General features: G+C 39.3%; 13 protein-coding genes. 6 read left to right on the plus strand and 7 right to left on the minus strand.

The window, feature by feature from the left end:
- The first annotated feature begins 30 nt into the window (after nt 1–30).
- The 6 genes from OL225_RS15580 to OL225_RS15605 all read left to right on the plus strand — a co-directional run bounded on the left by OL225_RS15580 (nt 31) and on the right by OL225_RS15605 (nt 11,438).
- Nucleotides 31–2,733, plus strand: a complete 2,703-nt coding sequence (locus tag OL225_RS15580; RefSeq protein ID WP_264518857.1) for a TonB-dependent receptor domain-containing protein — start codon at nt 31–33, stop codon at nt 2,731–2,733.
- 460 nt (nt 2,734–3,193) lie between these two features.
- Nucleotides 3,194–3,955: a GntR family transcriptional regulator gene (locus OL225_RS15585; RefSeq protein WP_264518858.1), complete on the plus strand. Its 762-nt coding sequence runs from the start codon at nt 3,194–3,196 to the stop codon at nt 3,953–3,955.
- 59 nt (nt 3,956–4,014) lie between these two features.
- Complete coding sequence (locus OL225_RS15590; protein ID WP_264518859.1) at nt 4,015–7,341, plus strand: glycoside hydrolase family 38 C-terminal domain-containing protein; 3,327 nt, start codon at nt 4,015–4,017, stop codon at nt 7,339–7,341.
- A gap of 33 nt (nt 7,342–7,374) precedes the next feature.
- Complete coding sequence (locus OL225_RS15595; protein WP_264518860.1) at nt 7,375–8,313, plus strand: ROK family protein; 939 nt, start codon at nt 7,375–7,377, stop codon at nt 8,311–8,313.
- A 12-nt stretch (nt 8,314–8,325) separates the two neighbouring features.
- The gene (locus OL225_RS15600; RefSeq protein WP_264518861.1) at nt 8,326–10,080 is read left to right on the plus strand and encodes a class I mannose-6-phosphate isomerase; all 1,755 of its coding nucleotides are present in this window, start codon (nt 8,326–8,328) and stop codon (nt 10,078–10,080) included.
- Between the two features lie 5 nt (nt 10,081–10,085).
- On the plus strand, nt 10,086–11,438 hold the full coding sequence (locus OL225_RS15605) for a sugar porter family MFS transporter (protein WP_264518862.1): 1,353 nt from the start codon (nt 10,086–10,088) through the stop codon (nt 11,436–11,438).
- 93 nt (nt 11,439–11,531) lie between these two features.
- Here OL225_RS15605 and OL225_RS15610 read toward each other — a convergent pair whose 3' ends face one another.
- The 7 genes from OL225_RS15610 to OL225_RS15640 all read right to left on the minus strand — a co-directional run bounded on the left by OL225_RS15610 (nt 11,532) and on the right by OL225_RS15640 (nt 23,763).
- Nucleotides 11,532–12,029 (minus strand): phosphoheptose isomerase, encoded by a 498-nt coding sequence (locus tag OL225_RS15610; RefSeq protein ID WP_047376315.1) that lies wholly within the window; start codon nt 12,027–12,029, stop codon nt 11,532–11,534.
- 24 nt (nt 12,030–12,053) lie between these two features.
- The gene (locus OL225_RS15615) at nt 12,054–14,336 is read right to left on the minus strand and encodes a GH92 family glycosyl hydrolase (protein WP_264518996.1); all 2,283 of its coding nucleotides are present in this window, start codon (nt 14,334–14,336) and stop codon (nt 12,054–12,056) included.
- Between the two features lie 21 nt (nt 14,337–14,357).
- On the minus strand, nt 14,358–15,218 hold the full coding sequence (locus OL225_RS15620; protein ID WP_047376314.1) for an ROK family protein: 861 nt from the start codon (nt 15,216–15,218) through the stop codon (nt 14,358–14,360).
- Nucleotides 15,219–15,339: 121 nt separating this feature from the next.
- Nucleotides 15,340–17,748 carry an endo-beta-N-acetylglucosaminidase H gene (locus OL225_RS15625; RefSeq protein WP_264518863.1) on the minus strand — a complete coding sequence of 803 codons (2,409 nt, stop codon included), beginning with the start codon at nt 17,746–17,748 and terminating at the stop codon, nt 15,340–15,342.
- 59 nt (nt 17,749–17,807) lie between these two features.
- Nucleotides 17,808–19,961, minus strand: a complete 2,154-nt coding sequence (locus tag OL225_RS15630; RefSeq protein WP_264518864.1) for an endo-beta-N-acetylglucosaminidase H — start codon at nt 19,959–19,961, stop codon at nt 17,808–17,810.
- A 111-nt stretch (nt 19,962–20,072) separates the two neighbouring features.
- Nucleotides 20,073–21,500 carry a glycoside hydrolase family 125 protein gene (locus OL225_RS15635; protein WP_047376312.1) on the minus strand — a complete coding sequence of 476 codons (1,428 nt, stop codon included), beginning with the start codon at nt 21,498–21,500 and terminating at the stop codon, nt 20,073–20,075.
- A 31-nt stretch (nt 21,501–21,531) separates the two neighbouring features.
- On the minus strand, nt 21,532–23,763 hold the full coding sequence (locus OL225_RS15640; RefSeq protein WP_264518865.1) for a GH92 family glycosyl hydrolase: 2,232 nt from the start codon (nt 23,761–23,763) through the stop codon (nt 21,532–21,534).
- Between the last annotated feature and the right edge of the window lie 22 nt (nt 23,764–23,785).

Here is a 23,785-nt window from a genome sequence, read left to right on the forward strand (position 1 = left end):
TTTTTTAATTAATTTAAACTTTTAAACAAAATGAAATTACCTATTTCCAGGTTGATACTTGGTGCATTATTCCTATTTACACAATTTATATCTGCTCAGACACTTTCAAAAAACCAGTTCAAGGTAAAAGGGAACTGCGAAATGTGCAAAACAAGAATTGAAAGTGCCGCCAAAAAAGCAGGCGCAAAAACAGCCGTTTATTCTGTTGACCTGCAGACACTCACTTTAGAAACAGACAAGGTATCTACGGATGATATTCTGCAAAAAGTGGCTGAAGCAGGCCATGATAATGAGAAATTCAAGGCTCCGGATACAGTTTACAATAGTCTTCCGGGATGCTGCCTGTATAAAAGAGATCTGCCATCTCAGGCGGAAACACATCATGAACACCATACCAGTGCTAAGGTTTCTGATAAAAAAGAATACGAATTCTATGTAAGAGGAAACTGTGCATCCTGCAAAGCCAGAATTGAAAAGGCATCCAAAGATGCAGGAGCCACTGCTGCAGAATGGAATGCAGAAAAACAAACAGTTACTTTAAATTTTGACCCGTCAAAAACTTCATCAGATAAGATTTTAAAGGCTATTGCTGATGCAGGACATGATAACGAAAAATATAAAGCTTCAGATGCTGTTTACAATGGCCTTCCGGGATGCTGTCTGTATGACAGAGAGTTTACTTTTGGCCAGCCTAATCCAAAAGTGCATTACGAAGAAGCAGCAAAACATGAAGATCATAATGACAATGCAATCTCTTCAGCTAAAGAAGATCATTCTCAGCATGAAAAAAGCATTGATGGTGTTGTCGTAACAGGTTCTAAGGCAGCAACAGCTTTAAGTAAGAAAGAAGCCGGACTTGTTTTTAATATTGATAAAAAAGAACTTTTAAAAGCAGCCTGCTGCAATCTCTCTGAAAGTTTCGAAACCAATGCAACCGTAGATGTTTCTTTCAGTAATGCAGTTACCGGAACAAAACAGCTGAAAATGCTTGGTCTGGATCAGAAATATACCAGCTTAACTAAAGAACAGTTACCTGAAATCAGAGGACTTGCTTCTGCATATGGCTTAAATTTTATTCCGGGAAGATGGATTGAAAGTATCCAGCTTACTAAGGGAGGAAGCACTGTAACGAATGGTTATGAAAGCATCACAGGGCAGATTAATACTGAACTTTTGAAGAATGCGAAAACTCCGGAAACTTCACTGAACCTTTTTGCTGATTTCAATGGGAGAGCTGAAGTGAATATTACCAATGTCTCCCCCATCAACGATAAATGGTCACAAACTTTTCTTCTTCACGGAAACGGAACTTTCGGGAATACGGATATGAATAATGATGGTTTTCTGGACAGACCGAAAGGTACCCAGATCAATGCAGCGTATTTACTGAACTATAATGATCTTGAAAAATCAGGGTTCGGATCTCACTTCGGAATTAATTTTATCAGAGATGAAAGAACGGCAGGACAGGTTGGTTTTGATAAAAAACTTGGTCAGGACAAGCAGCCTTTTTACGGAGTAGGAATCGATATTTCGAGATTCCAGGTTTGGAATAAGACAGGATATGTTTTTAAAGGAAAACCTTACCAGAGTATCGGCTGGATGAACCAGTATGTGTATCATCAGCAGGATAGCAACTTCGGGTTGAGAAATTATGCAGGACAGCAGCACACTTATTATTCCAATTTAATCTTTGAAAGCATCATTGGAAATACCAACCATAAGTATAAAGCGGGAGCAAGTTTCTTATACGACGGTTACAAAGAAACCTATTTATTGAATGATTTGAGAAGAAATGAAATTGTACCGGGAATTTTTGCTGAATATACTTTAACTGGTTTAAAATATACTTTAGTAGCAGGTTCCAGAGTAGATTTTCATAATCTGGCAGGAACACAATTTACACCAAGACTTAATTTTAAATATGATTTCACACCTCAGACTATTTTAAGACTTTCTGCGGGAAGAGGATTCAGAACTGCGAATGTATTTGCAGAAAGCCAACAGTATTTTGCTTCAAACAGAGCGATTAATATTTTACCAAACGGAGGAAATATTTATGGTTTAAGACCTGAAATTGCCTGGAACTATGGTGCCAGCTTACAGCAGGAATTCAAATTATTCGGAAGAAAATCCAGTATCATCGCAGATTTCTTCAGAACAGATTTCCAGGATCAGGTATTGGTGGATCTTGACAAATCTCCTCAGCAGCTAACGTTCTATAATCTGGAAGGAAAATCCTTTGCGAATTCATTTCAGACACAATGGGATTTCATGCCTGTAAAAAATCTTGAAGTAAGACTTGCTTATAAGTATTATGATGTAGAGGCTGATTATATCGGAGGACGAAGAGAAGTTCCTTTCATGGCAAAACACAGAGGGTTTGTGAACTTGGCCTATTCGACCAACAAGAGTGATAAAGGAGGATTCTGGAGTTTTGATACTACTTTAAACTGGGTAGGAAAGCAAAGACTTCCTGATACTTCAACCAATCCGGCAGAGTTTCAGTTACCGACTTATTCGGAATCTTACGCGGTTCTTAACGCTCAGATTTCAAGAAACTTCAATAAAAAGATCAGAGCTTACTTAGGAGGGGAAAATCTTACTTCTTATTATCAGAAAAATGCGATTGTAGATTTTAAAAATCCTTTCGGAAATTATTTTGATGGTGGAATGGTATACGCACCGATTATGAAGGCAAACTTCTATGTAGGACTGGATGTGACATTTTAAAAGCTGGAAGCTGGAAGAATTAAGCTGGGAGTACTATTAGCGGGTGAAATTCTTATTTGGGATGAACCACCTGTATAAAAATTCTAAATAAACAAAACCTTATAGGTCTTAGAGGTCTATAAGGTTTATTTTTTGCCATCATATTTTTTGTGGAATATGTTTTAAACGCAAAGAAAGGTAATTCAAATCTATTATTTTTAGGGAGCTAAGAATTTTGACTTTGCCGCAGAAGAAGCTTTATGAATATCTCATTCGCTTAGAAAGAATCAATGAAATTGATTCCACTCCTTACCTCCTGGAATATTCATTCTAAAAAATAAAACTTTGCGTTTCAGAAGAATCAATTCATATTATATTTCAACAATGTTCTCTCCCTGGCTTTTGCATCTTTTATTTTAGAAATAATTAAAAAAATCTTCACCAAATCAAAAAAATACTATATTTACACTTTCTTATATGTATGAACATACTAACTCAGGATTTTACAATTGATCATAACAGCAAACTCCCTCTGCATGTACAGGTAGAGGATCTTTTCCGTAAACTTATCCAAATGGAGGTTTATAAAAAGGGAGCTTTATTGCCCAAGGAAGTAGATCTTGCCAATCTGTGGGGAGTTTCCAGAAATACCATCCGCCAGGCTACTAACAAGCTTGAGAACGAAGGACTGATCATCCGTAAAAAAGGAATCGGAACCCGTGTTGCTGAAAAGAAAAGTCTGGTAACAGGCCTGGATCATTGGTACAGCTTTACCAGAGAAATGCATGAAAAAGGAATCCATGTCATTAATCAGCTGCTGAAAACAACTATGGTGCAGCCCAATGAAGAAATATGTAATTTCTTTCACTGTACACCAGACAAAAAAATATTCAAACTTTCAAAGTTAAAAGGAGAAAGCTCCGGAGATCCAATTGTATATTTTGAAAGCTGCTTCCACCCAAGGATAGGAATTGATAAAAATGATGACTTTAATATGCCGTTATACAGCATGCTGCAGGAACATCATGGAGTAACCGTACATCGTTCCCGGGAAAACATAAGTGCCTGCCAGGCTGGTTCTGTGATAGGAAAAAAACTGAAAGTACCTGCTTCTTTTCCGGTATTGAAACGTGAGCGTTTTGTGTATGACATCAATGGTAAACCTGTAGAGTATAATGTGGGATATTACCGTTCGGATAAGTTTACTTATACCATAGATATTAATAAATCTCCGGGAAAATAATATTTCCGGGCAACTAATATGTTCAAACATTCTAACATATAATTATAAAAACTAAGCTTATGTATAACAGGTATTTTATTTTGCTTGTATCTTTCCTGATAAGCAATATTGCATATGGTCAGAAAAAAGTGCCCTATTTTGGCAATATACAGCCTATAAACGGATACAACCGTGAAATAACGGGTGAAAACATCGATTATTTTTCTGCATTTCCGGATCATGCCACCCGTGCACTACTTACCCGTACCACGGATGGTGCAAAAACTATAGAATGGGAAACAGCTCCTGCACCACAAAAAAATACCGGCCCTTATGTATATTTCAGCTGGTTAGTTTCACATTCATCGGGAACCAGCGGAGGAATCCGAAATTTTGATCTGTACATCAATGATCAGAAAGCATTAACCCTCAGCACCTACCCTGCCAATCAACGTCCGGATTGGATTTCAAAAGCTGCTGACAGTACTGCTTTTGTATTCCATCAAACTAAAATGGACGGTCTGAAAGATTCTTATGGGATTGCATATCTGCGGGTTCCCATCAGTAAAATAACTCCAGGAAAACCTCTTCGTTTAAAGCTGGTAGGCCAGGCTCAAAACAGCCGGGATTGGTTTATGACTTATAAGTTTACTTTTGAGGAAAAAATAGACGCTTCTTCTACTCCCTTTATATTAAAAGACGGAAAACGCCTGATCAATCTTACTACTTTACATTTTGGTCCGGATCAGAAGATAACGGCAACAATAGATGGTAAAAACAATCATTCTTTCACTATGCCGGACGGAATCAAGACATTCGATATTCCTGTTACATTATCGTCTGAAGGAGGTGAGGTACAACTGGTCGTAACCTCAGGAAAAAAAGAACTTCTCCGAAAAAATATTGAAGCCGGAAAAGTAGTGCCCCGTACACTCTATTTCATCCATCATTCTCATACAGATGTAGGATATTCTCATCTGCAGGCCGAGGTAGAAAAGATTCATACCCAGAATATCTACGATGCCATCAAAATGGTTGAAGAAACCAAAAATCTTCCGGAAGAAGCCCGCTTCAAATGGAATGTGGAAGCCCTTTGGGATGTAGAAAACTTTATGAAAAATGCCAATGCTGAGGATAAAAAATCTTTTGTAAAAGCAGTAAAAGAAGGAGGAATAGGTCTTTCTGCCATGTACGGAAATATTTTGACGGGACTAAGCCAGCCGGAAGAACTTTTCCATTATACAGAATATGCCCAAAAACTTGAAAAAGAATTTGACTTAAAGATCAACAGTGCGATGATGTCTGATGTACCGGGATTTGCCTGGGCATTAGTTCCGGCCTTAACTTCATCCGGAGTAAAATATTTTTCCAGCGGACCTAATTATTTAGGAAAAACGAATCCTTATCTGGGTGACCGCGTAGGAAATTTTGTAAAAAACTGGGGTGATAAGCCTGTATGGTGGCAATCTCCCTCAGGAAAAGAAAAAATATTATTCTGGACTGCAGGAAGAGGATATTCTTCATGGCACGGTGTACATCCTGGAGCTGTATTTGAAACCGGACAGAAAAAAATTGCAGAGTATCTGAATGATCTTACCCAAAACAATTATCCTTATGATATGGTACAATGGCGCTATAATATTGTTGCAGATAATGGACCAATAGATCCTTCCGTTTCCAGATTTGTAGATGAATGGAATAAAAAATATACTTCACCTAAAATCATTTTGAGCACCAATGAAAAGATGTTTGAGGTATTTGAAAAAAAATATGGTGATCAGATTCCTGTAGTAAAAGGTGATATCAGCCCTTATTGGGAAGACGGTGCAATGTCTACCGCAAAAGAAGAGGGAATTAACCGGAACAGCAGCCTGAAGCTGCAGCAGCTTACAACACTTTATGCCATGCTGAACCCAGCTCAATATAATAACCAAAAGTTTTATGATGCCTGGAGAAATGTTATTCTTTTTCATGAGCATACATGGGGAGCATTCAACAGTATTACAGCTCCGGATCTTCCGTTCGTGGCAGATCAGTGGAAAGTGAAAAGACAGTTTTCTCTTGATGGAAATTCTCTTGCGGAAAAGTTAGAAAAAGAACTGTTGCAGCCTCTTACTGATCCTTCTTCCAAAACAATTGCCGTTTTCAACACCTCATCATGGACAAGAAGCGGTATGGTTACAATTCCGGAAACGGTTTTGGGAAATGCTGTACAGGATATTTCCGGAAATAAAATTCCTCTTCAGAAATTGCAGAACGGAACCATGGCCTTCTTGGCTAAAGATATTCCTGCATTAGGATCTGTAGTCTATACTGTCATCAAAAATAAAGCAGCAACACCAAGTTCTTTTACAATTACAAACACTGGGATTTCCAATGGAAAAGTGTCTTTGACGTGGGATCTTAAAACAGGAAGTATTACCCGCTTTACAGATAACAATTCAACAAATTATGCGGGAAGCTTCAATGATCAGGGATTGAACAGCTATTGGTATGTAGCAGGATCTGATCCCAAAGAAGCTGTATCAAATGCAGATGTAAAGGTAAAAGTACTGGAAAATGGTCCTGTGATCGCAAGGGTTTCAATTACATCAGAAGCTCCCGGAGCTAAAAAATTAGAAAGAATCATTACGCTTACGGCCGGAAGTGATGAAGTAGCGCTGGAAAATATTGTAGATAAAAAACCTGTCCGTACAAAAGAATCTGTTCATTTTGGTTTTCCCTTCAATGCCGATTTTAAAAATATCACCATAGATGCTGGTTATGGAACAATGAAATATCTTACAGATCAGCTTCCCGGCTCCAATATGGATTACTGGTACAGCCGCCGCTGGGTAGATGCATCCTCCGCACAAAAGGGAATGCAGTGGATGATGCTGGAAACCCCATTGATTGAACCAGCAGAAATGATTGATGAAAGAATGACTATTGATAACAGCCACAAAAAATGGAAAGATAAGGGAACTCCGGGAACGACTCACTGGTTCAGCTATGCGATGAACAACTACTGGCATACCAATTATAAAGCAGATCAGGAAGGGCCGGTGCATTATCATTATACGCTCCGCCCGCATGAAGCTTTTGATGCTGTAGAAAATGAAAAGTCTGCAACTGCTTTTACACAGCCTCTTATCGCTATTCCTCTCAAAGAAAAATCACCTGCAGGGAAAAGTCTTTTCCGCATGAATAATGATAATATCGTAGTGACAAGTGTTACCCCACAGGAAGATAAGGGTTTTCTCATCAGGCTTTACAACCCTTCTGAAAAAGAACAGACTGCTGCTTTCTTATGGGAACAGCTTAAACCATCAAAGATTACTGAGCTTAAAAGCGGGAAAGTATTGTCTCCCGACGAAAAGATTAGTTTGTCCGGAATGGATGTAATAGAAATCAGAATAGCTCTTTAATTTTTTATTTTAAAACATTTAAAACAACAGCAGATGTCAAAGCCAGTAATTGCTATAGACATGGGTGGAACCAGAATTAAAACAGGAATCATTCAAGGTGATACTGTCTTATCTTCTGCATCCATTGATGCTCATTCCGGTAAAGGTCTCCGGCAGAGACTTCCTTTCATACAGGAAACCGTGGAAAATATGTTACATCAACTTGGACTTTCCACCGCAGATATTGCAGGACTGGGAATAGCTTCTCCGGGTATTGTGGACAGTATTCAGAAAAAAATTCTTTCTATTGATAAAAAATTCGGAGATGCTCCTGATATTGACCTGAATAAATGGTGTTCAAAGACATTTGATCTTCCTTTTACTATAGAAAATGATGCCCGATCTGCATTATTGGGAGAATGGAAATATGGAAATGCAAAAAACTATGACAATGTTGTCTTGATGACATTGGGAACCGGAGTTGGAAGTGCTGCTATTATAGAAGGACAATTGCTGAAGGGCAAGCATTTCACAGCCGGCATATTGGGTGGACATTCTGTAATCAACTATAAAGGAGATTCCTGCAATTGTGGAAATAAAGGTTGTGTAGAAACTGAAGCTTCAACCTGGAATCTTCCGGCAATGGCAAGGTCACATAAAAATTTTATCGGAAGTAAACTGTCTGAATCTCTTGCTATTGATTATGAACTCGTTTTCAGACTTGCTGAAGAAGGTGATATAACCGCTTTACAGCTGCGGGATCAAAGTTTACAGGCATGGTCTGCATGTGCCATTAACCTTATCCATTCCTATGATCCGGAAGTCCTTGTACTGACGGGCGGAATTATGGGCAGCAGTTCACAGATTATTCCCTACATCAAACAATATATAGATACTCATGCCTGGACTCCGTGGGGAAAGGTACACCTTACAGAAGGAGCCTTTTCCGGTACCGCAGCTTTGCTCGGAATTGCACATCTTGTTAATCATTAATAAAAAACCCGAATGAAATCAAATTTCAATAAGTTTCCTGTCATTAAAATACAAAACCATACCTGCGTAACAGGCTGGGAAAATATTTTCAGAGAAATTAAAAAAAATACGCCTAAAATAATTGCCATTGAATGTTATCCCGGAGTTTTTCTCCAAGAGATCATTACTTCTGTGCAGGAATTCTTAAATCCCGAGTGGATCATTGATACTTCAGAAGCAATGAAATCTGAAGACGACATTGCCGCAATGGTACAGGAATATGTTACAGATGATCCTGTGTTTGGCTATATCACACAGTTGCAAATGGAAGATTATTTTGATTCTTCAAAAGTATTTGAAATTCAACAAGAAATCGATAAAACCAAAGACTATACAGTAGTTATAGGGCCTGGAGCAACTTTGCTTACCAGCCAGCCTGATATTACCATGTATGCCGATATGCCACGATGGGAAATACAGATGCGTTTCCGAAACAACACAGCATGCAATCTGGGCAGAACCAATTATACCGATGCTTTTTCTTACCAATACAAACATGCTTATTTTGTAGACTGGCGCATATGTGACCGTTATAAAAAAAGAATTCTGAATACCTGTCATTTTGTTTTGGATACAACCATCCCTAACCAACCTAAAATGATAAGTACCGAGGCTTTGTTTCAAGCTCTTCAGCAAACAGTACAACAGCCATTCAGAGTAGTTCCCTTCTTTGATCCGGGGCCATGGGGCGGCCAATGGCTGAAAGAAGTCTGTGATCTGGACAGAAATGCACCCAATTTTGCCTGGGGGTTCGATTGTGTACCGGAAGAAAACAGTCTGTTATTAGGATTTGGAGATCAGATTGTAGAAACCCCATCCATTAACCTTGTATTTTTCCAGCCGGATGCTTTACTTGGAAAAGAGGTCTATGAAGGTTTTGGGGATGAATTTCCTATTCGTTTCGATTTTCTGGATACCATGGAAGGAGGAAACTTAAGTTTACAGGTACATCCATTGAAAGAATACATCAAAGAAAAATTCGGAATGTCTTATACTCAGGATGAAAGCTATTATATGTTGGATGCCGGAGATGATGCTTTTGTATATCTTGGGCTGAAAGAAAATGTGGATCCTGATCGTATGATGAAAGCGCTTACTGCAGCTCAAAATGATCACCTCACTTTTGATGCTGAAGAATATGTCCAAAAATGGCCCGTCCGCAAACATGATCATGTATCAATCCCAGCCGGCACTGTACATTGCTCGGGAGCCAATTCTGTAGTACTGGAAATAAGTGCTACCCCTTATATTTTTACTTTTAAACTCTGGGATTGGGGAAGAATGGGACTGGACGGTAAGCCCCGCCCCATATCTCTTGAACACGGCAAAAATGTAATACAGTGGGACCGCACCACTTCTTGGACCCAAAAGCACATCCTGAACCTCACAGAACAGGTTTCTGAAGGAGAAGGATGGCGTGAAGAACGTACCGGACTGGATGCCTGGTCATTTATTGAAACCCGAAGACATTGGTTTACCCAAAAAGTTCATCATCACACGGAAGGTATTGTGAATGTACTGAATCTGGTAGAAGGCCGTGAGGTCATTATTGAGAGTCCGGACAACCGCTTTGAGCCCTATATTATTCATTATGCTGAAACCTTCATTGTTCCTGCTCACGTGGGAGCTTATACCATTACGCCTCATGGCGAAAGTGCAGGTAAGGAATGTGTAACGATAAAAGCCAGTGTCCGTACAGAAATGATTGCAGGTAAGGTTTTAAAATAAACGGTATGTCAACAAACACCTCTTCAAATATTATTTATAAATCAACTCTGGTAGCTTCTGTAGGTGGTTTATTATTCGGCTATGATACTGCTGTGATCTCGGGAGCCATTGGTTTTATGAAGATTTATTACCAGCTTTCTGATGTGATGACTGGCTGGGTAGCTTCCTGTGCTTTACTGGGCTGTATCATCGGGGCAATGTATTCCGGGAAACTCAGTGATCAGGTGGGAAGGAAAAAAGTATTAATGCTTTCTGCCCTGTTATTCACTATTTCTTCTGTAGGAACAGCCCTGGCTTCCAGCCTCTGGATTTTTGTTATATTCCGGATTATTGGCGGCATGGGAATCGGGATTGCTTCAATGCTTTCTCCGATGTATATTTCAGAAATGGCTCCTGCAGCTATTCGGGGGCGTCTGATATCGATCTTTCAGCTGGGAATTGTGACAGGTATTCTTGTTATTTATTTCGTGAATGCTTATATCGCAGGTATTCATGATGAAAACTGGAATATTTCTACAGGATGGCGCTGGATGTTCGGATCGGGAGTGATTCCGTCAATTATCTTTATCCTGTTACTGCTTACCGTACCTGAAAGCCCTCGCTGGCTGGCAAAACAGAAAAGGAATACTGAAGCATTGGGTATTCTTACCCAAATAAATGGATCAACAGCTGCTCAGGAGGAACTGATGTCTATTAATGAATCTCTGAAAGATGAAACTCCATTTTCTTTTTCCGATATCAAAGAGCCGAAATTAAAAAGGGCCCTTATTATTGGTATTTTACTCGCTGTATTTTCACAGATTACGGGAATCAATGCCATTATGTATTATGCTCCTGAGATTTTCAAATCAACAGGTGTAGGATCAGATTCTGCATTTATACAGACCATTCTTGTAGGCGTTATCAACCTCATCTTCACTTTCGTGGCTATAAAATATGTAGATCTCTGGGGCCGGAAAAAGCTTCTTCTGCTGGGAATCTCCGGGATGGCTGCCTGCCTGTTTATTGTAGGTTTTGCTTTTTATGCTCAGCAGCAAGGATATCTGGTGCTCATCGCAATCCTTGGTTATATTGCCTGCTTTGCCATGTCATTGGGGCCTTTGACATTTGTTGTAATTGCTGAAATTTTCCCTACAAAAGCCCGTGCTACGGCAATGTCTGCAGCTACTTTCTTTCTTTGGCTTGCCGTATTTCTGGTGTCTCAAACTTTTCCCGTTCTTATCGGAACTGTAGGGAATGCCTATACGTTCTGGATTTATATGACAGTTGCTATCATTACCTTCTTCTTTATCTGGAAAATGATTCCCGAAACCAAAGGAAAAACATTGGAAGAAATAGAAAGAAACTGGGAAGAATAAACACCTGTTTACAATTTCCGTTTCAATAAAAAATCCCGTTTTAGTGCCCTATGACTTACTAAAACGGGATTTTTACTATTTACTTATTTTGGATTATCTTCCAAAATCATCCTGTACTCTTACGATATCATCTTCGTCTGAAGGATTGGAGGCATCGGTGTGCTGCCAGATTTCAGCTACAATTCCCCAGCCTGCAAGACCTATCAGTCTGTGTCTTTCACCCTGCTGAAGTTTCACCTGATCTTTTGGACCATATTCTCCCAATTCTCCTTCTTCATCGGTATTGCTTCTTTTGATTCCTACAGTTCCTTCCACTACCTGCCAGATTTCGGCTCTTCTGTGGTGGTACTGCCAGCTTAATCTTGCTTCCGGAGCAACGATAAGAATTTTCGGGCTTAACTTTCCTCCTATTCTCAGGTTGTCTACATCAATCCCATCAAAATACTGATTGGCAAAATCCTGAGCCTGTGTTTCATCAATTACAAAGAAACCTCCCCATGGTCTTGTATCATCTTTTGCTGCGATGTTAAAACCCTGTCCCTGCAGCATGCTCTCTACTCTCTCGAATATTTCTTTTTTTTCTGTACTCATACAGCTATATTTTTAATTTTAAAATTATTTATTTGATTCTTCTTTTGACATTGAATAAGGAAAATCTTTTTCCTGTGAACCTCTTTCTTTATTGGGCTTGTTATCCATTTTAAAATCTAAAACAGCTCCTTTCACAAGTTCTTTATGGCTAAGCCAGTTTTTAGAATAAGGCTGCTGGTTTACATTCAGTGATTTTACATATAGATTTTCAGCATTGTTTTCCGGAGCTTTTATTTCAATTTTCTTACCATTTTCAAGATGAATGGTAGCTTCTTTAAATAAAGGTGCACCTAATACATACTGATCCGTTGCAGGCGTTACCGGATAAAATCCTAGAGCTGAGAAAATATACCAGGCTGAAGTCTGTCCGTTATCTTCATCCCCGCAATATCCGTCTGGTGTTGCATGATACAGTTTATTCATCACCTGTCTCGCCCAATATTGGGTTTTGTAAGGAGCTCCTGCATAATTATACAGATAAATCATGTGCTGAATAGGCTGGTTTCCGTGGGCATACTGACCCATATTCATGATCTGCATTTCTCTGATTTCGTGGATTACTCCTCCGTAATAGCTATCATCAAAAACCGGCGGCAATGAAAATACCTCATCTAATTTGGCTTCAAATTTCTTCTTTCCTCCCATCAGCTCTGCCAAACCGTCGATATCCTGGAAAACCGACCACGTGTAATGCCAGCTGTTTCCTTCCGTAAATGCATCTCCCCATTTGAAAGGATTGAAAGGTTTCTGGAAATTGCCATCTTTATTTTTACCACGCATCAAACCTGTTTCCTTATCAAATACATTTTTGTAATTATAAGCTCTTTTCTTATAAATATCAATCTCTGAAGCAGGTTTTCCCAGTGCTTTTCCTAACTGATAGATTGAAAAATCATCATAAGCGTACTCCAATGTTCTTGCTGCATTTTCATTGATTTTCACATCGTAAGGTACATAGCCTAATGTATTGTAATATTCTACTCCTGCACGGCCTACAGCTTCTATAGGACCTTCATTATTCGCTCCGTGTTTTACTGCCTGCCAAAGAGTTTCTGTATCATATCCGCGAAGTCCTTTGATGTAAGCATCTGCTACTACGGAGGCAGAATTGTTTCCAATCATAATATCAGAATATCCCGGGCTGCTCCACTCCGGCAAGAAACCGCCTTCTTTGTAAGCATTGGCCAATCCTTCCTGCATTTCCACATTGATACTAGGGTAAACAAGGTTCAGGAAAGGATACAAAGCACGGAAAGTATCCCAAAATCCAGTACCTGCAAACATTCTTCCGTCTGCAATTTTGCCGTTGTAAGGACTCCAGTGTTTTATTTTGTTCTGAGCGTCTACTTCATATAATTTCTGCGGGAAGAATAAAGTTCTGTATAGAGAGGAATAAAAGGTTCTCATCTGCTGATCGGTTCCTCCTTTTACCTCTATTTTCCCTAATGTTTTGTTCCAGATATTTTTAGCATCGGTTTTTACCTGTTCAAAATTTCTGTTTCCGATTTCTCTTTTAAGATTCAGTTCTGCCTGTTCAAAGCTGATGAATGAAGAGGCTACTTTTGCATAAACCGTTTCTTTATTTTTAAGTTTAAATCCTACTACAGCTCCGGTGTGATCACTGGTAATTTCTAACTGATCATTAACCAGTTTATCATCTTTCCAGGTTTTTGTGAGTTCAAAATCTTTATCAAATTGAATAACAAAGTAGTTTTTAAAGTTTTCGTATTTCCCGGTAGAATATCTGGTTGTATATCCCAGGATTTTTCTTTCCTTCGGTAAAATTTTGATGTAAGAGCCTTTGTTCAGGGCATCAACCACTACGTAAGCACTGTCTGTCTTTGGAAAATCGAATTTAAAATAAGAAGCTCTTTCCGTAGGGGTAAATTCTGTGGTCACATTGATGTCAGCCAGATAAACACTATAGAAATAAGGTGTCGTAACCTCAGCTTTATGGCTGAACCAACTTGCTCTCTCGTCTTCTTTAAACTTCACTTTTCCTACTCCCGGCATGATGGCAAATGCGCCATAATCGTTCATCCAGGGAGATGGCTGATGAGTCTGTTTAAATCCTTTTATTTTATCTGCATCGTAAGTGTATGCCCATCCATCGCCCATTTTACCAGTCTGTGGTGTCCAGATATTCATTCCCCATGGAAGTCCGACTGCCGGATAAGTATTTCCATTAGATAATGAAGGTTTGGATTGAGTTCCCATCAAAGGATTCACGTAGTCTACGGGAGATACATTCTGACCTAAAGCCCAGGCCTGTAATAACAGTAAGCAAGTAGAAAATATAAACTTCATTGTATCTTTTCGTTTGTTCATTTATATAAGCTTTTTTAATGCATAGCTGGCAGCTCCAAGAATGGCTGCATCTTCAAATATAGCCGAAATTTTAACCTGCAAGTTAATATTATTCTTTGTTAAATTCTGAATAAATCTTTGCTCAAAATGAGGATAAGCCTTGGCAATATTCCCTCCTATAACTAAAACTTCCGGTTTGTAATGGTCTACATATCTGACAATAAATTCTGAGAAAGAGTCTGCATATTCATCAAATATTCTGGTTTGCATTTCAGCTGGTTTATCCAACAAATCTTTAGTTCCTGAAATTTCTTCTCCGGTAAGTTCTTTATAGCGGTTCACAAACCAACGTGTTGCCAGATAATCTTCACAGATAGAGTCCCTGAAAGGAGAATCCCATAAATCTTCATCCGTAGCAAACTCTCCGTTGAAGAAAGTTGTTCCCAATCCTGTTCCAAGAGTCACCCCAAAAATTCTGTTGAAACCCTGAGCACAACCTCCAAATACTTCTCCCTCCATAAAGGCGGCGGCATCATTTACAAAATGAATCTGCTTCTGGGAAATATCCAGTCTTTTTGCCAGCTCTTCTTTAATATTTACCTGATAGATATCAATAAATTTTCCCTGCTGCATCAGTGATATTCCGTTGTTATAATCGAAAGGTCCCGGCATTGCAATACCAATTAAAAGATCTTCTTTTACCAGATCATGAGCCGCTTTATGAATAGCCGAAACCCATGCGGAGAAAATAACTTCTTTATTTTCAAAAGCATCTACATGTTCTCTTACATAGGTTGATGAAATGATTTCACGTTTTTCCGGATCTACCTGAGCCAGCGTGATATGCGACCCTCCAATATCTATTCCTACTATATTCTGCATTATTTATTATTTTAAATTCAAGACATTCCTCTGACTGAAAAAACAGACAAACAGAAGTACACCCCTGTCTGTCTGCTTTGTATTTCAGACTTATTTTAGCAACTATTTTATTATCTGAATCTTACTTCACAATTACTTTACCAGTTGATATTACTTTACTATTTGCGGATGTAATCTTGTAAATATAAGTACCACTGATTAAATCCTGTGTATTCACTGCATTATTATTTTGATTAATATTCTGTTTTTTGAACAATTTTCCTGAAGCATCATATAATGCGACTTCACTCGTTGAGCTGTCACTGATAGCAAAATGAATGTCATTTCCTTTTTTAACAGGGTTTGGATAGACAGCGCTGTTCTCTTTTACAGATTCAATATCTTTTACTGCAAGAGAAGAAGTGCAGGCAACATCTGTTCTCCAGTTGGCATCTGTCATATTGATCAGGGTTGCAAAATGAGTGTTAGCCGTAGCATCTAATGCACCTAAGCCGCTTCCTTCATCCATTTTCCAGTTGGCTTCAAGACCTGCGGAGTTGGCAGGAACATTACAGCTGTTACTCAGAATTTCCTGTGGTGTTAATGCTTTTTTCCAGACTCTGAATTCATCAAGAAAACCATTAATTGTACGGGAATTGTCATAGTTTCTTCCCAGATAAAGGATTCCGTTTGCTGTAAAGTTACCCGTTACTGCAAAACTTGCATCAAGATTACCATTCACATAAATTTTCATGGCTGTTCCATCATAAGTAGCTGCTATATGATACCATGTATTGGTGTTGAATGCTGTATTCGTATTCAATTTTACCTGTGACGAACCGAAACTCAATATAAACTGAAGTTTGTTATTCGCCAGGTTTCCGTCTCCAAATCTAAGCATTGCAGAGTTGTTATCTCCTACTTCTACACCCATCACGGACGAAATATATGGGAAACCTGTTTTGAAAGCATTTACTTTTACCCATCCTTCAAAGGTTACTGCGTTTCCACTCAGGTTAAATTGTCCTGCATTAAGATAATTGGTACTTCCGTTGAAGGCAAGGGATCTTGCTCCAGGGCTTGTAACAGGAGCAAAACCACTGTTGAATGTTCCTTCTCCTGAATAGGTACTTGTAGTTCCTCCCGCACATGAAGCCTGTACTTTCCATACATAGCCTGTATTAGGTACCAGGTTTTGTAATGAATAGGAATTGGTTGTAATATTCGGAATTTCAGACCAGGTTGTGGCTGCTGCAGTTTTATATTGCAGTGTATATGAAGCTGCATTTCCTGCATCCCATGATAGCTGGGCTGTATTACCAAGGAAACTTCCGGAAGTTAATCCTGATGGCGTAGTGCAGCCACTTCCGGAGTTAAACCTTGGTGCAAAAATATAAGTACTTGTTAATGTAGGAGAACAGTTGGACTGTATTCTCCAATCATAATTGGTATTCAGGGTAAGGTTGTTGATGACAATATTATTTCCTGAATAATTGTTAGCCACATTCGTCCATACCGTTGAATTGGCTGGTTTATAATCAATATTATAAGACTGTGAAGCGTTGGAAGTCCAGTTCAGCTGAGCTGAAGTTCCTGTCACGTTAGAAACATCCAGTCCCAATGGCGGATCACAGGTTTGCCCCTGAGACCATGAATATAACTGACCGCTTAAGAGTGTATTTTCATTATAGAGAATATTGGAACCTGTACTCAGATAGCTGGCTACATTAGTTCCCGGCAAATCGTACCACATAAATACACCATATTGGTCATTTTTTGTACTGGTAGCTAAGCTTGCCAGTGTAGTGGCAGAAGTTGAGCTTGGATTGGAATTTTGTATCCAGGTTGCTGCAGCTGAGATTTTGGATTTATTAAGAGGAGGAACTACAGGTGCGTTGTATGTACTGTACATAGCATTCCATGTGTAATTGATATAATTTCCTGCTAAGTCTCCATTATAAGTTTGTCTTGTGGTAGCAGGTCCATAATAATAGAATGTAATCAGTTTATCCGGCATTGCTGCTTTCAATTCCTGCAGAAGCATGACAAAAGAGCTGTTATTAGGCTGTCCTGTTCCGTTATTTCCGTATCCTGCATATTCATCATCAAGGTCTACTCCATCCAGACCGTAGGTATAAACAGTGTGAGCGACCTGCAGAGCGAAGTCTTTTGCCGCCGCCTGGTTAGGAAAATTAGAAATTCCTGCTCCCTGATGATTTCCTAAAAGATCGAGTAATACTTTTATTCCTTTTTGCTGTAAAGGTTTTACATAGGTGTTAACATCATTCAGTACTTTTGTAACGTTATTATTATTTGAGATATAAGCACGATTCTTAGAAACATCGTAGTTGATATTCGCTGCAAAAATAATGGCAACATCAAAAAGCTGTCTGTTGGTATTCTGCAAAGTATAGGAACCGGCGTTCAGCATATTATTGTTGTTCACTTCCACATAGCAGACTCCCAAAGGATCAAGCTGCTGTGCTTTGAGCAGCGGGGCTGTCTGGAGCATCAGGGCCATTAAGGGAATAAAAAAGGATTTTTTTCTCATAGTATATCAATTTTGTAGTAGAAAAAATCATTGGGCCGAAGCCCAATGACTGAGTTTTATTATTTTACAATTAGTTTTTCGGATTGTTTTAAGCTTCCATCATGAGATTCAAACTGAACGATGTAGTTTCCTGCTGAGATTCTGCTCAATTCATATTGATTGTTTCCTGAATTCAGCGATTTTGTGTCTACAATTCTTCCATTAAAATCATATACCGTTAATTTTCCTTTGCTGTATTCATCCGGAACAGAAACTGTAAGTGATGAAGATTTGCTTACCGGATTAGGATATAACTTAATCTGATTTTTAATGCTTCCCTGTCCTTCGCTTATTGCCTTTTGATTTCCTGCTGTTCTGGCCAATAGTGAACTTCCGGTTGTACATGGCACATCTGTTCCCCAATTAGAAGAATCAACTCCTGTTAACGTTAAAGTCACACCATTTCCGGAAGTATCCTGAACTGTAGAACCACTTCCTTCATTAAACTTCCAGTAAGCAGCCAGTGAAGTGGCAGGAACAGAAACATTACACATATTCTGACTGATTTCCGTCTGGCTCAAGGCGCGTTTCCAAACTCTTACCTCATCTATTTTACCATTGAAATTTCTAGATGTATTATATAAATATCCTACGTTGAATGCACCTGTTGAATTCACACTTCCGGTCTGTGCTTTAGTTGCATCCAGAACACCATTGATGTAAATTTTCATATTGGCACCGTCATAGGTAGCCGCCACATGATACCAGGTATTGGCATTCAGAGCTGTTGCAGAAGCCAGTTTTTGCTGTACATTATTAATACTTACCACAAACTGAAGTTTATTATTAGCAAGGCTCGCATCTCCCAATCGTAAAAACGCAGAATTGCTGTCGCTTACTTCTGTTCCCATGATCGAGGAAATATATGGTGATGCTGATTTGAATGATGAAGGTTTGATCCATCCTTCAAAAGATAATGCAGAGCCGCTTAAATTCATGCTTCCGGCTGCTCCAGATTCACTGCTTCCATCCAGAGATAATGCGTAAGAACCTGTAGGCGTTGTTCCTGAAGTGCTTGTAAATCTTGGAGCAAACATATAGGCACTTTTCACACTGCAATTGGTTCTGATTCTCCAGTCATATTCGGTATTGGCTGTTAATCCGGAAATTGTTACAGAAGTAGAGCTTGTTGCAGACACAGCATTCGTCCATGTTGTTGAAGAAGCTGGTTTGTAATCAATATCATAAGTGTTGGTTCCTACGGCTGACCAGTTCAGTTTTGCGCTTGTTCCCGTAAGATTACTTGTGTACAACCCGATAGGCGCATCACAATTGGTTCCTTGTGTCCACGACTGTAAAGTACCGCTTAAAACAGTCTGCTCTCCGTATAATGTCTGAGTTCCTGCAGAAAGTTGTGACGTTTCATTCGTTCCATGCAAATCATACCACATGAATACTCCGTATCCTCCATTTTTGGTCTGTGTAGCAAGGCTAGTGGTTGTAGAATTGGAAGTGTTTCCCATCCATACAGCTGCCGGAGAGATTTGTGCTTTGGTAAGAGGAGGTACATTGGGTGCAGAGAATGTTCCGTACATTGCGTTCCAGCTGTAATTGACGTTGTCTCCTACTCTCGCTCCGTTCCAGGAAAGTCTTGAAGCGGCATCTCCATAATAATAGAATGAAATAATCTTATTGGGTAATAATGCTCTCAGCTCCTGAACAAGCATGACAAAAGAGCTGTCGTTAGGCTGGCCTGTTCCGTTTTTTCCATATTCTGAGTATTCATCATCAAAATCAATTCCATCAAGACCATAGGTATTCACTGTATTGGCAAGTTGCAATGCAAAGTCTTTTGCGGCTTCACGGGTAGGAAAATTACAGATCCCTGCACCCTGATGATTTCCCAGAATAGTCAACACTACTTTCATTCCTTTCTGCTGAAGCGGCTTTATGTAGGTATCTGCATTGGTAAGAACTTTGGTAACGTTGTTATTGGAATACAGATAAGCTCTTCCACGGCTGGTATCATAATTAATATTGGCCGCAAAAATATTTACAACATTAAACAGATAGCTGTTCGATGTCTGCAGTTTGTACGCTCCTGCATTCAGGAGATTGTTGTTATTCACTTCCACATAGCATATTCCGGTAGGATTAAGCTGCTGTGCGTTAATCAGAGAACCAGACTGAAGCATCATGGCAACCAGTGCGGTAAAGATGGATTTTTTTTTCATTGTATAATTTTTTTAAGGTGTTTTTGGTGTGTAAATTTTATATAGCATTCCCCTGATACCTTCTTTTTCGGGAAGGAATCTCGGATGAATAAAACCATATAAAAGGGTGTGCTATGTCAGTAGCTCAGGGTTTTCGTTAAAGGTTTTCCATAGTAATTCTCCAAATAACGTGTTGGCCCATGCAAACCATTCTCTGGTGAACTTTTTGGAATCGTCTTTATGGAAAGATTCATGCATAAAGCCTGTTCCTCCGTGCGTTTTCTGTAAGGTATCTATACACCATCTGATCTCACTTTTGTCATTGGTAGTGAGTGCTTTCATTATGATACTCATTGGCCAGATCATGTCAAGCCCGATATGTGGACCTCCTATTCCTTCTGCCAGCTTACCTTTGAAGAAGAACGGGTTGTTTTCTGACCACACAAATTTTCTTGTATTCAAATAAACAGGGTCATCAGCTTTCACCGCATCCAGATAAGGTAATCCTAACAAACTTGGGCAGTTCGCATCATCCATCAGGTTGTAGCTTCCGAAGCCATTCACCTCAAAAGCATATATTTTTCCAAATTCAGGATGATTGTAAATTCCGTATTTTTTGATGGCTGCTTCTACCTCATCAGCAAGGCTGTTCAGTTGTTGAGCCAACGTTTTTTCATTTTTAATTTGTGAAACCATTTCCGCAGCCTGGCGTAAGCTTACTACCGCAAATAAGTTGGAAGGGATCAGGAATCCATAGATGGTAGCATCATCACTTGGACGGAACATAGAGCTGATAAGCCCTACAGGTTTCGTTGGATAACCATATCCTCCCATAGGAACACCGTCTGTTGCCCAAGCCGTTGTACGCTCGAATTTGTAAGGTCCAAGATCATGTTTTCTCTGCTGTTCTGTAAAGGTCTGCAGGGTAAGTTTAATTCCTTTCAGCCAGTTAGCATCGAAAGGTTTGGTATCTCCTGTAGTTTTCCAGAAGTGGTATGCCAGACGGATAGGATAGCAAAGAGAGTCAATTTCCCATTTTCTTTCATGGGTTCCCGGCTTCATATCGGTATGATCATATTCTTTCCATTTACTGATCTTCTGATCATCGTTATAGAAAGCATTCGCATAAGGATCTTTCAGAATGAACGTAGTTTGTTTATGGATTACTCCTGAGATCAGTTTGTGCAGTTTTTCATCTTTTTTCGAGAACTGCAGATAAGGAAAAACCTGTGCGGAACTGTCACGAAGCCACATGGCATCAATATCCCCAGTGATCACATAGGTATCCGGTGTTCCGCTGGTTTCTGTATAGTAAACGGTAGTATCTAGTGTATTCGGGAAGCAGTTTTCAAAAAGCCAGCTCAGCTCTTTGTTTTTTACTTTCTTTTTAAACGCTGCAATAGCACTTTCTACGGATTCGCTGGTAAAATGTCTTTTATCTTTAGGAACACGGACAACAGGAAAATCGTCCAGCACTAAATTTTTAGCAAAAACATTCTGAGTAAACAGCAATCCGGCTCCTGCCAGTGCACTTGTTTTAATAAAATTTCTCCTTTCCATTGATACTTTGTTTCGTTTATTTTTATTAGTCTTATTTTACAGGTTTGCTTCCCATTACGAATCTCAATTCACCACCGTTCATGATATCGCTGTGGTTCAGTTCCCAGCTTTTGTATTCTTTTCCATTCAGGAACATTTTCTGTACATAGATATTCTTGTCAGATATTTTGTCTGCAATTACGGTGAATGTTTTTCCGTTTTCAAGCTTTAAAGAAGCTTTCGGGAATTGTGGTGCTCCGATGGCATAAACAGGTTTCCCAGGTGTCACAGGATAGAATCCTAATGATGAGAAAATATACCACGCTGACATTTGACCGCAGTCTTCGTTGTTTACAATTCCATCAGGTTTTGCAGCATACATATTGTCGCGGATAAATTTCACCATTTTCTGAGTCTTGTAAGGACTTCCTGCATAATTATACAGGTATGGAACATGATGCCCCGGTTCATCCCCGAATCCTAAAGATCCGATGAATCCTGAGATATCTACGTGCTGCTCTCCTTCCATATGAAGCGCTTCTGTAAAAGTTTTATCCAATTTTACTTCAAATCCTTTTTTCCCTCCGTACAGATTCATCATTTCGTCAATCTGATGAGGAACAAAGAAATCATATGCCCAGATGTTTCCGGAAACCCAGTGTGGCTGCAGTTTCTTCCAATCATTAAGGGTAAAATCTGCTAAGAATTTTCCGTCTTTCTGTCTTGGCCAGAAGTGATTATTTTCTTTATTGAAGGTATTCAGGAAGTTCATAGAACGTTTTTTATATACCTCTGATTCTTCTTTTTTACCTAATTTTTCAGCAAGCTGTTGAATACACCAGTCATCATAGGAATATTCCAGTGTAGCAGAAACAGAAGCTCCGTTTTCTGATGGAGTGTAGCCTAATTTAATATAATCATTAAGACCGCCACCACCATCGCTGCTGCTCATTTTATCCGTTAAAGAAGCATCTTTCATCGCAGCAAATGCTTTTTCAGCATCAATACCAGGAACTCCTTTTGAAATAGCATCCCAGATTACCGAAGCACTGTGATATCCTAACATACAGAAATTATCATATCCGCAAAGCTCCCAGATTGGCATATGATCTTTACGATCGGTATATCTGCTGATCAGAGAGTTGGCAAATTCTTTCGTATGTTTCTGATCCATAATCGTCAACAGCGGGTGTGTTGCTCTGAATCCATCCCAGTAAGAATAGGTGCTGTAGTTGGTGAACCATTTTGTATTCATGTTTTCCTGAGCGGCAACATAGTCTCCATTAACATCCATATATAGGTTGGGTGCAATGAAGGTATGGTAAACCCCCGTGTAGAAAATTTTTCTCTGGCTGTCGGTTCCTCCTGTCACCTGAAATCTGCCGATCAGATCTCTCCATGTCTTTTGAGCGGTTTCTTTTGCTTTTGCAAAGTCTACATTTGTTGCTTCTGTATCAAAATTTTCCTGTGCGTTTTCTGTACTCACCGGAGATAAAGATACTTTAACTTCAATGCTTTCCTGATCTTCTGTTGAGAATCTTACAAAAGCTTTAGCATCTTTGGCAAGGGCAATTTTTTCATCATTTTTGATTTTTCCGTCAGCATAAACGCCGTAAGACTTAAACGGTTTGGAAAACTCCATTACGAAGTAAGCAAACCGTTTACCTCCCCAGCCGTTGCTGTAGCAGTAACCTTTGATTTTATTATTGCCTTCTACACTCACTAAAGTATGATAGATATTTCCGAAGATTTTATTAGTAGGATCAATAATGATATTGGCTTCACTACTTTTCGGGAAAGTATATTTATGAAATCCGACTCTTGGGGAAGCGGTAAGCTCTGCTTTAATTCCATAGCTGTCCAGCATTACTGAATAATATCCCGGAGACGCTATTTCTTTATCATGCGTGAATTTTGAACGGTAGCCTGTCTCAGGATTATCTTCAGATCCCGGCACCATTTTTACCTGTCCTACAGTAGGCATTACCAAAATATCTCCAAGGTCTGCCCATCCTGTTCCACTCAAGTGGTTATGACTGAATCCCATGATCGTTTTGCTGCTGTAGTGATATCCGGAACACCAGTCCCAGTCACCGCTTTTCGTATTCTGATCCGGGCTCAGTTGTATCATCCCGAATGGCGTAGTTGCCCCCGGAAACGTATGCCCATGTCCTCCTGTTCCTATGAAAGGGTCTACCCAGGATAAAACATCATTTTTATTTTGCTGGGCACTGGCTACAGACATCAGGGTGGTAAAAAAGCAGATTAACAGTTCTTTTTTCATGATAAGAGAGGTATCGGAGATT

The sequence above is a fragment of the Chryseobacterium viscerum genome (assembly GCF_025949665.1).
Lineage (GTDB): Bacteria > Bacteroidota > Bacteroidia > Flavobacteriales > Weeksellaceae > Chryseobacterium > Chryseobacterium viscerum_A.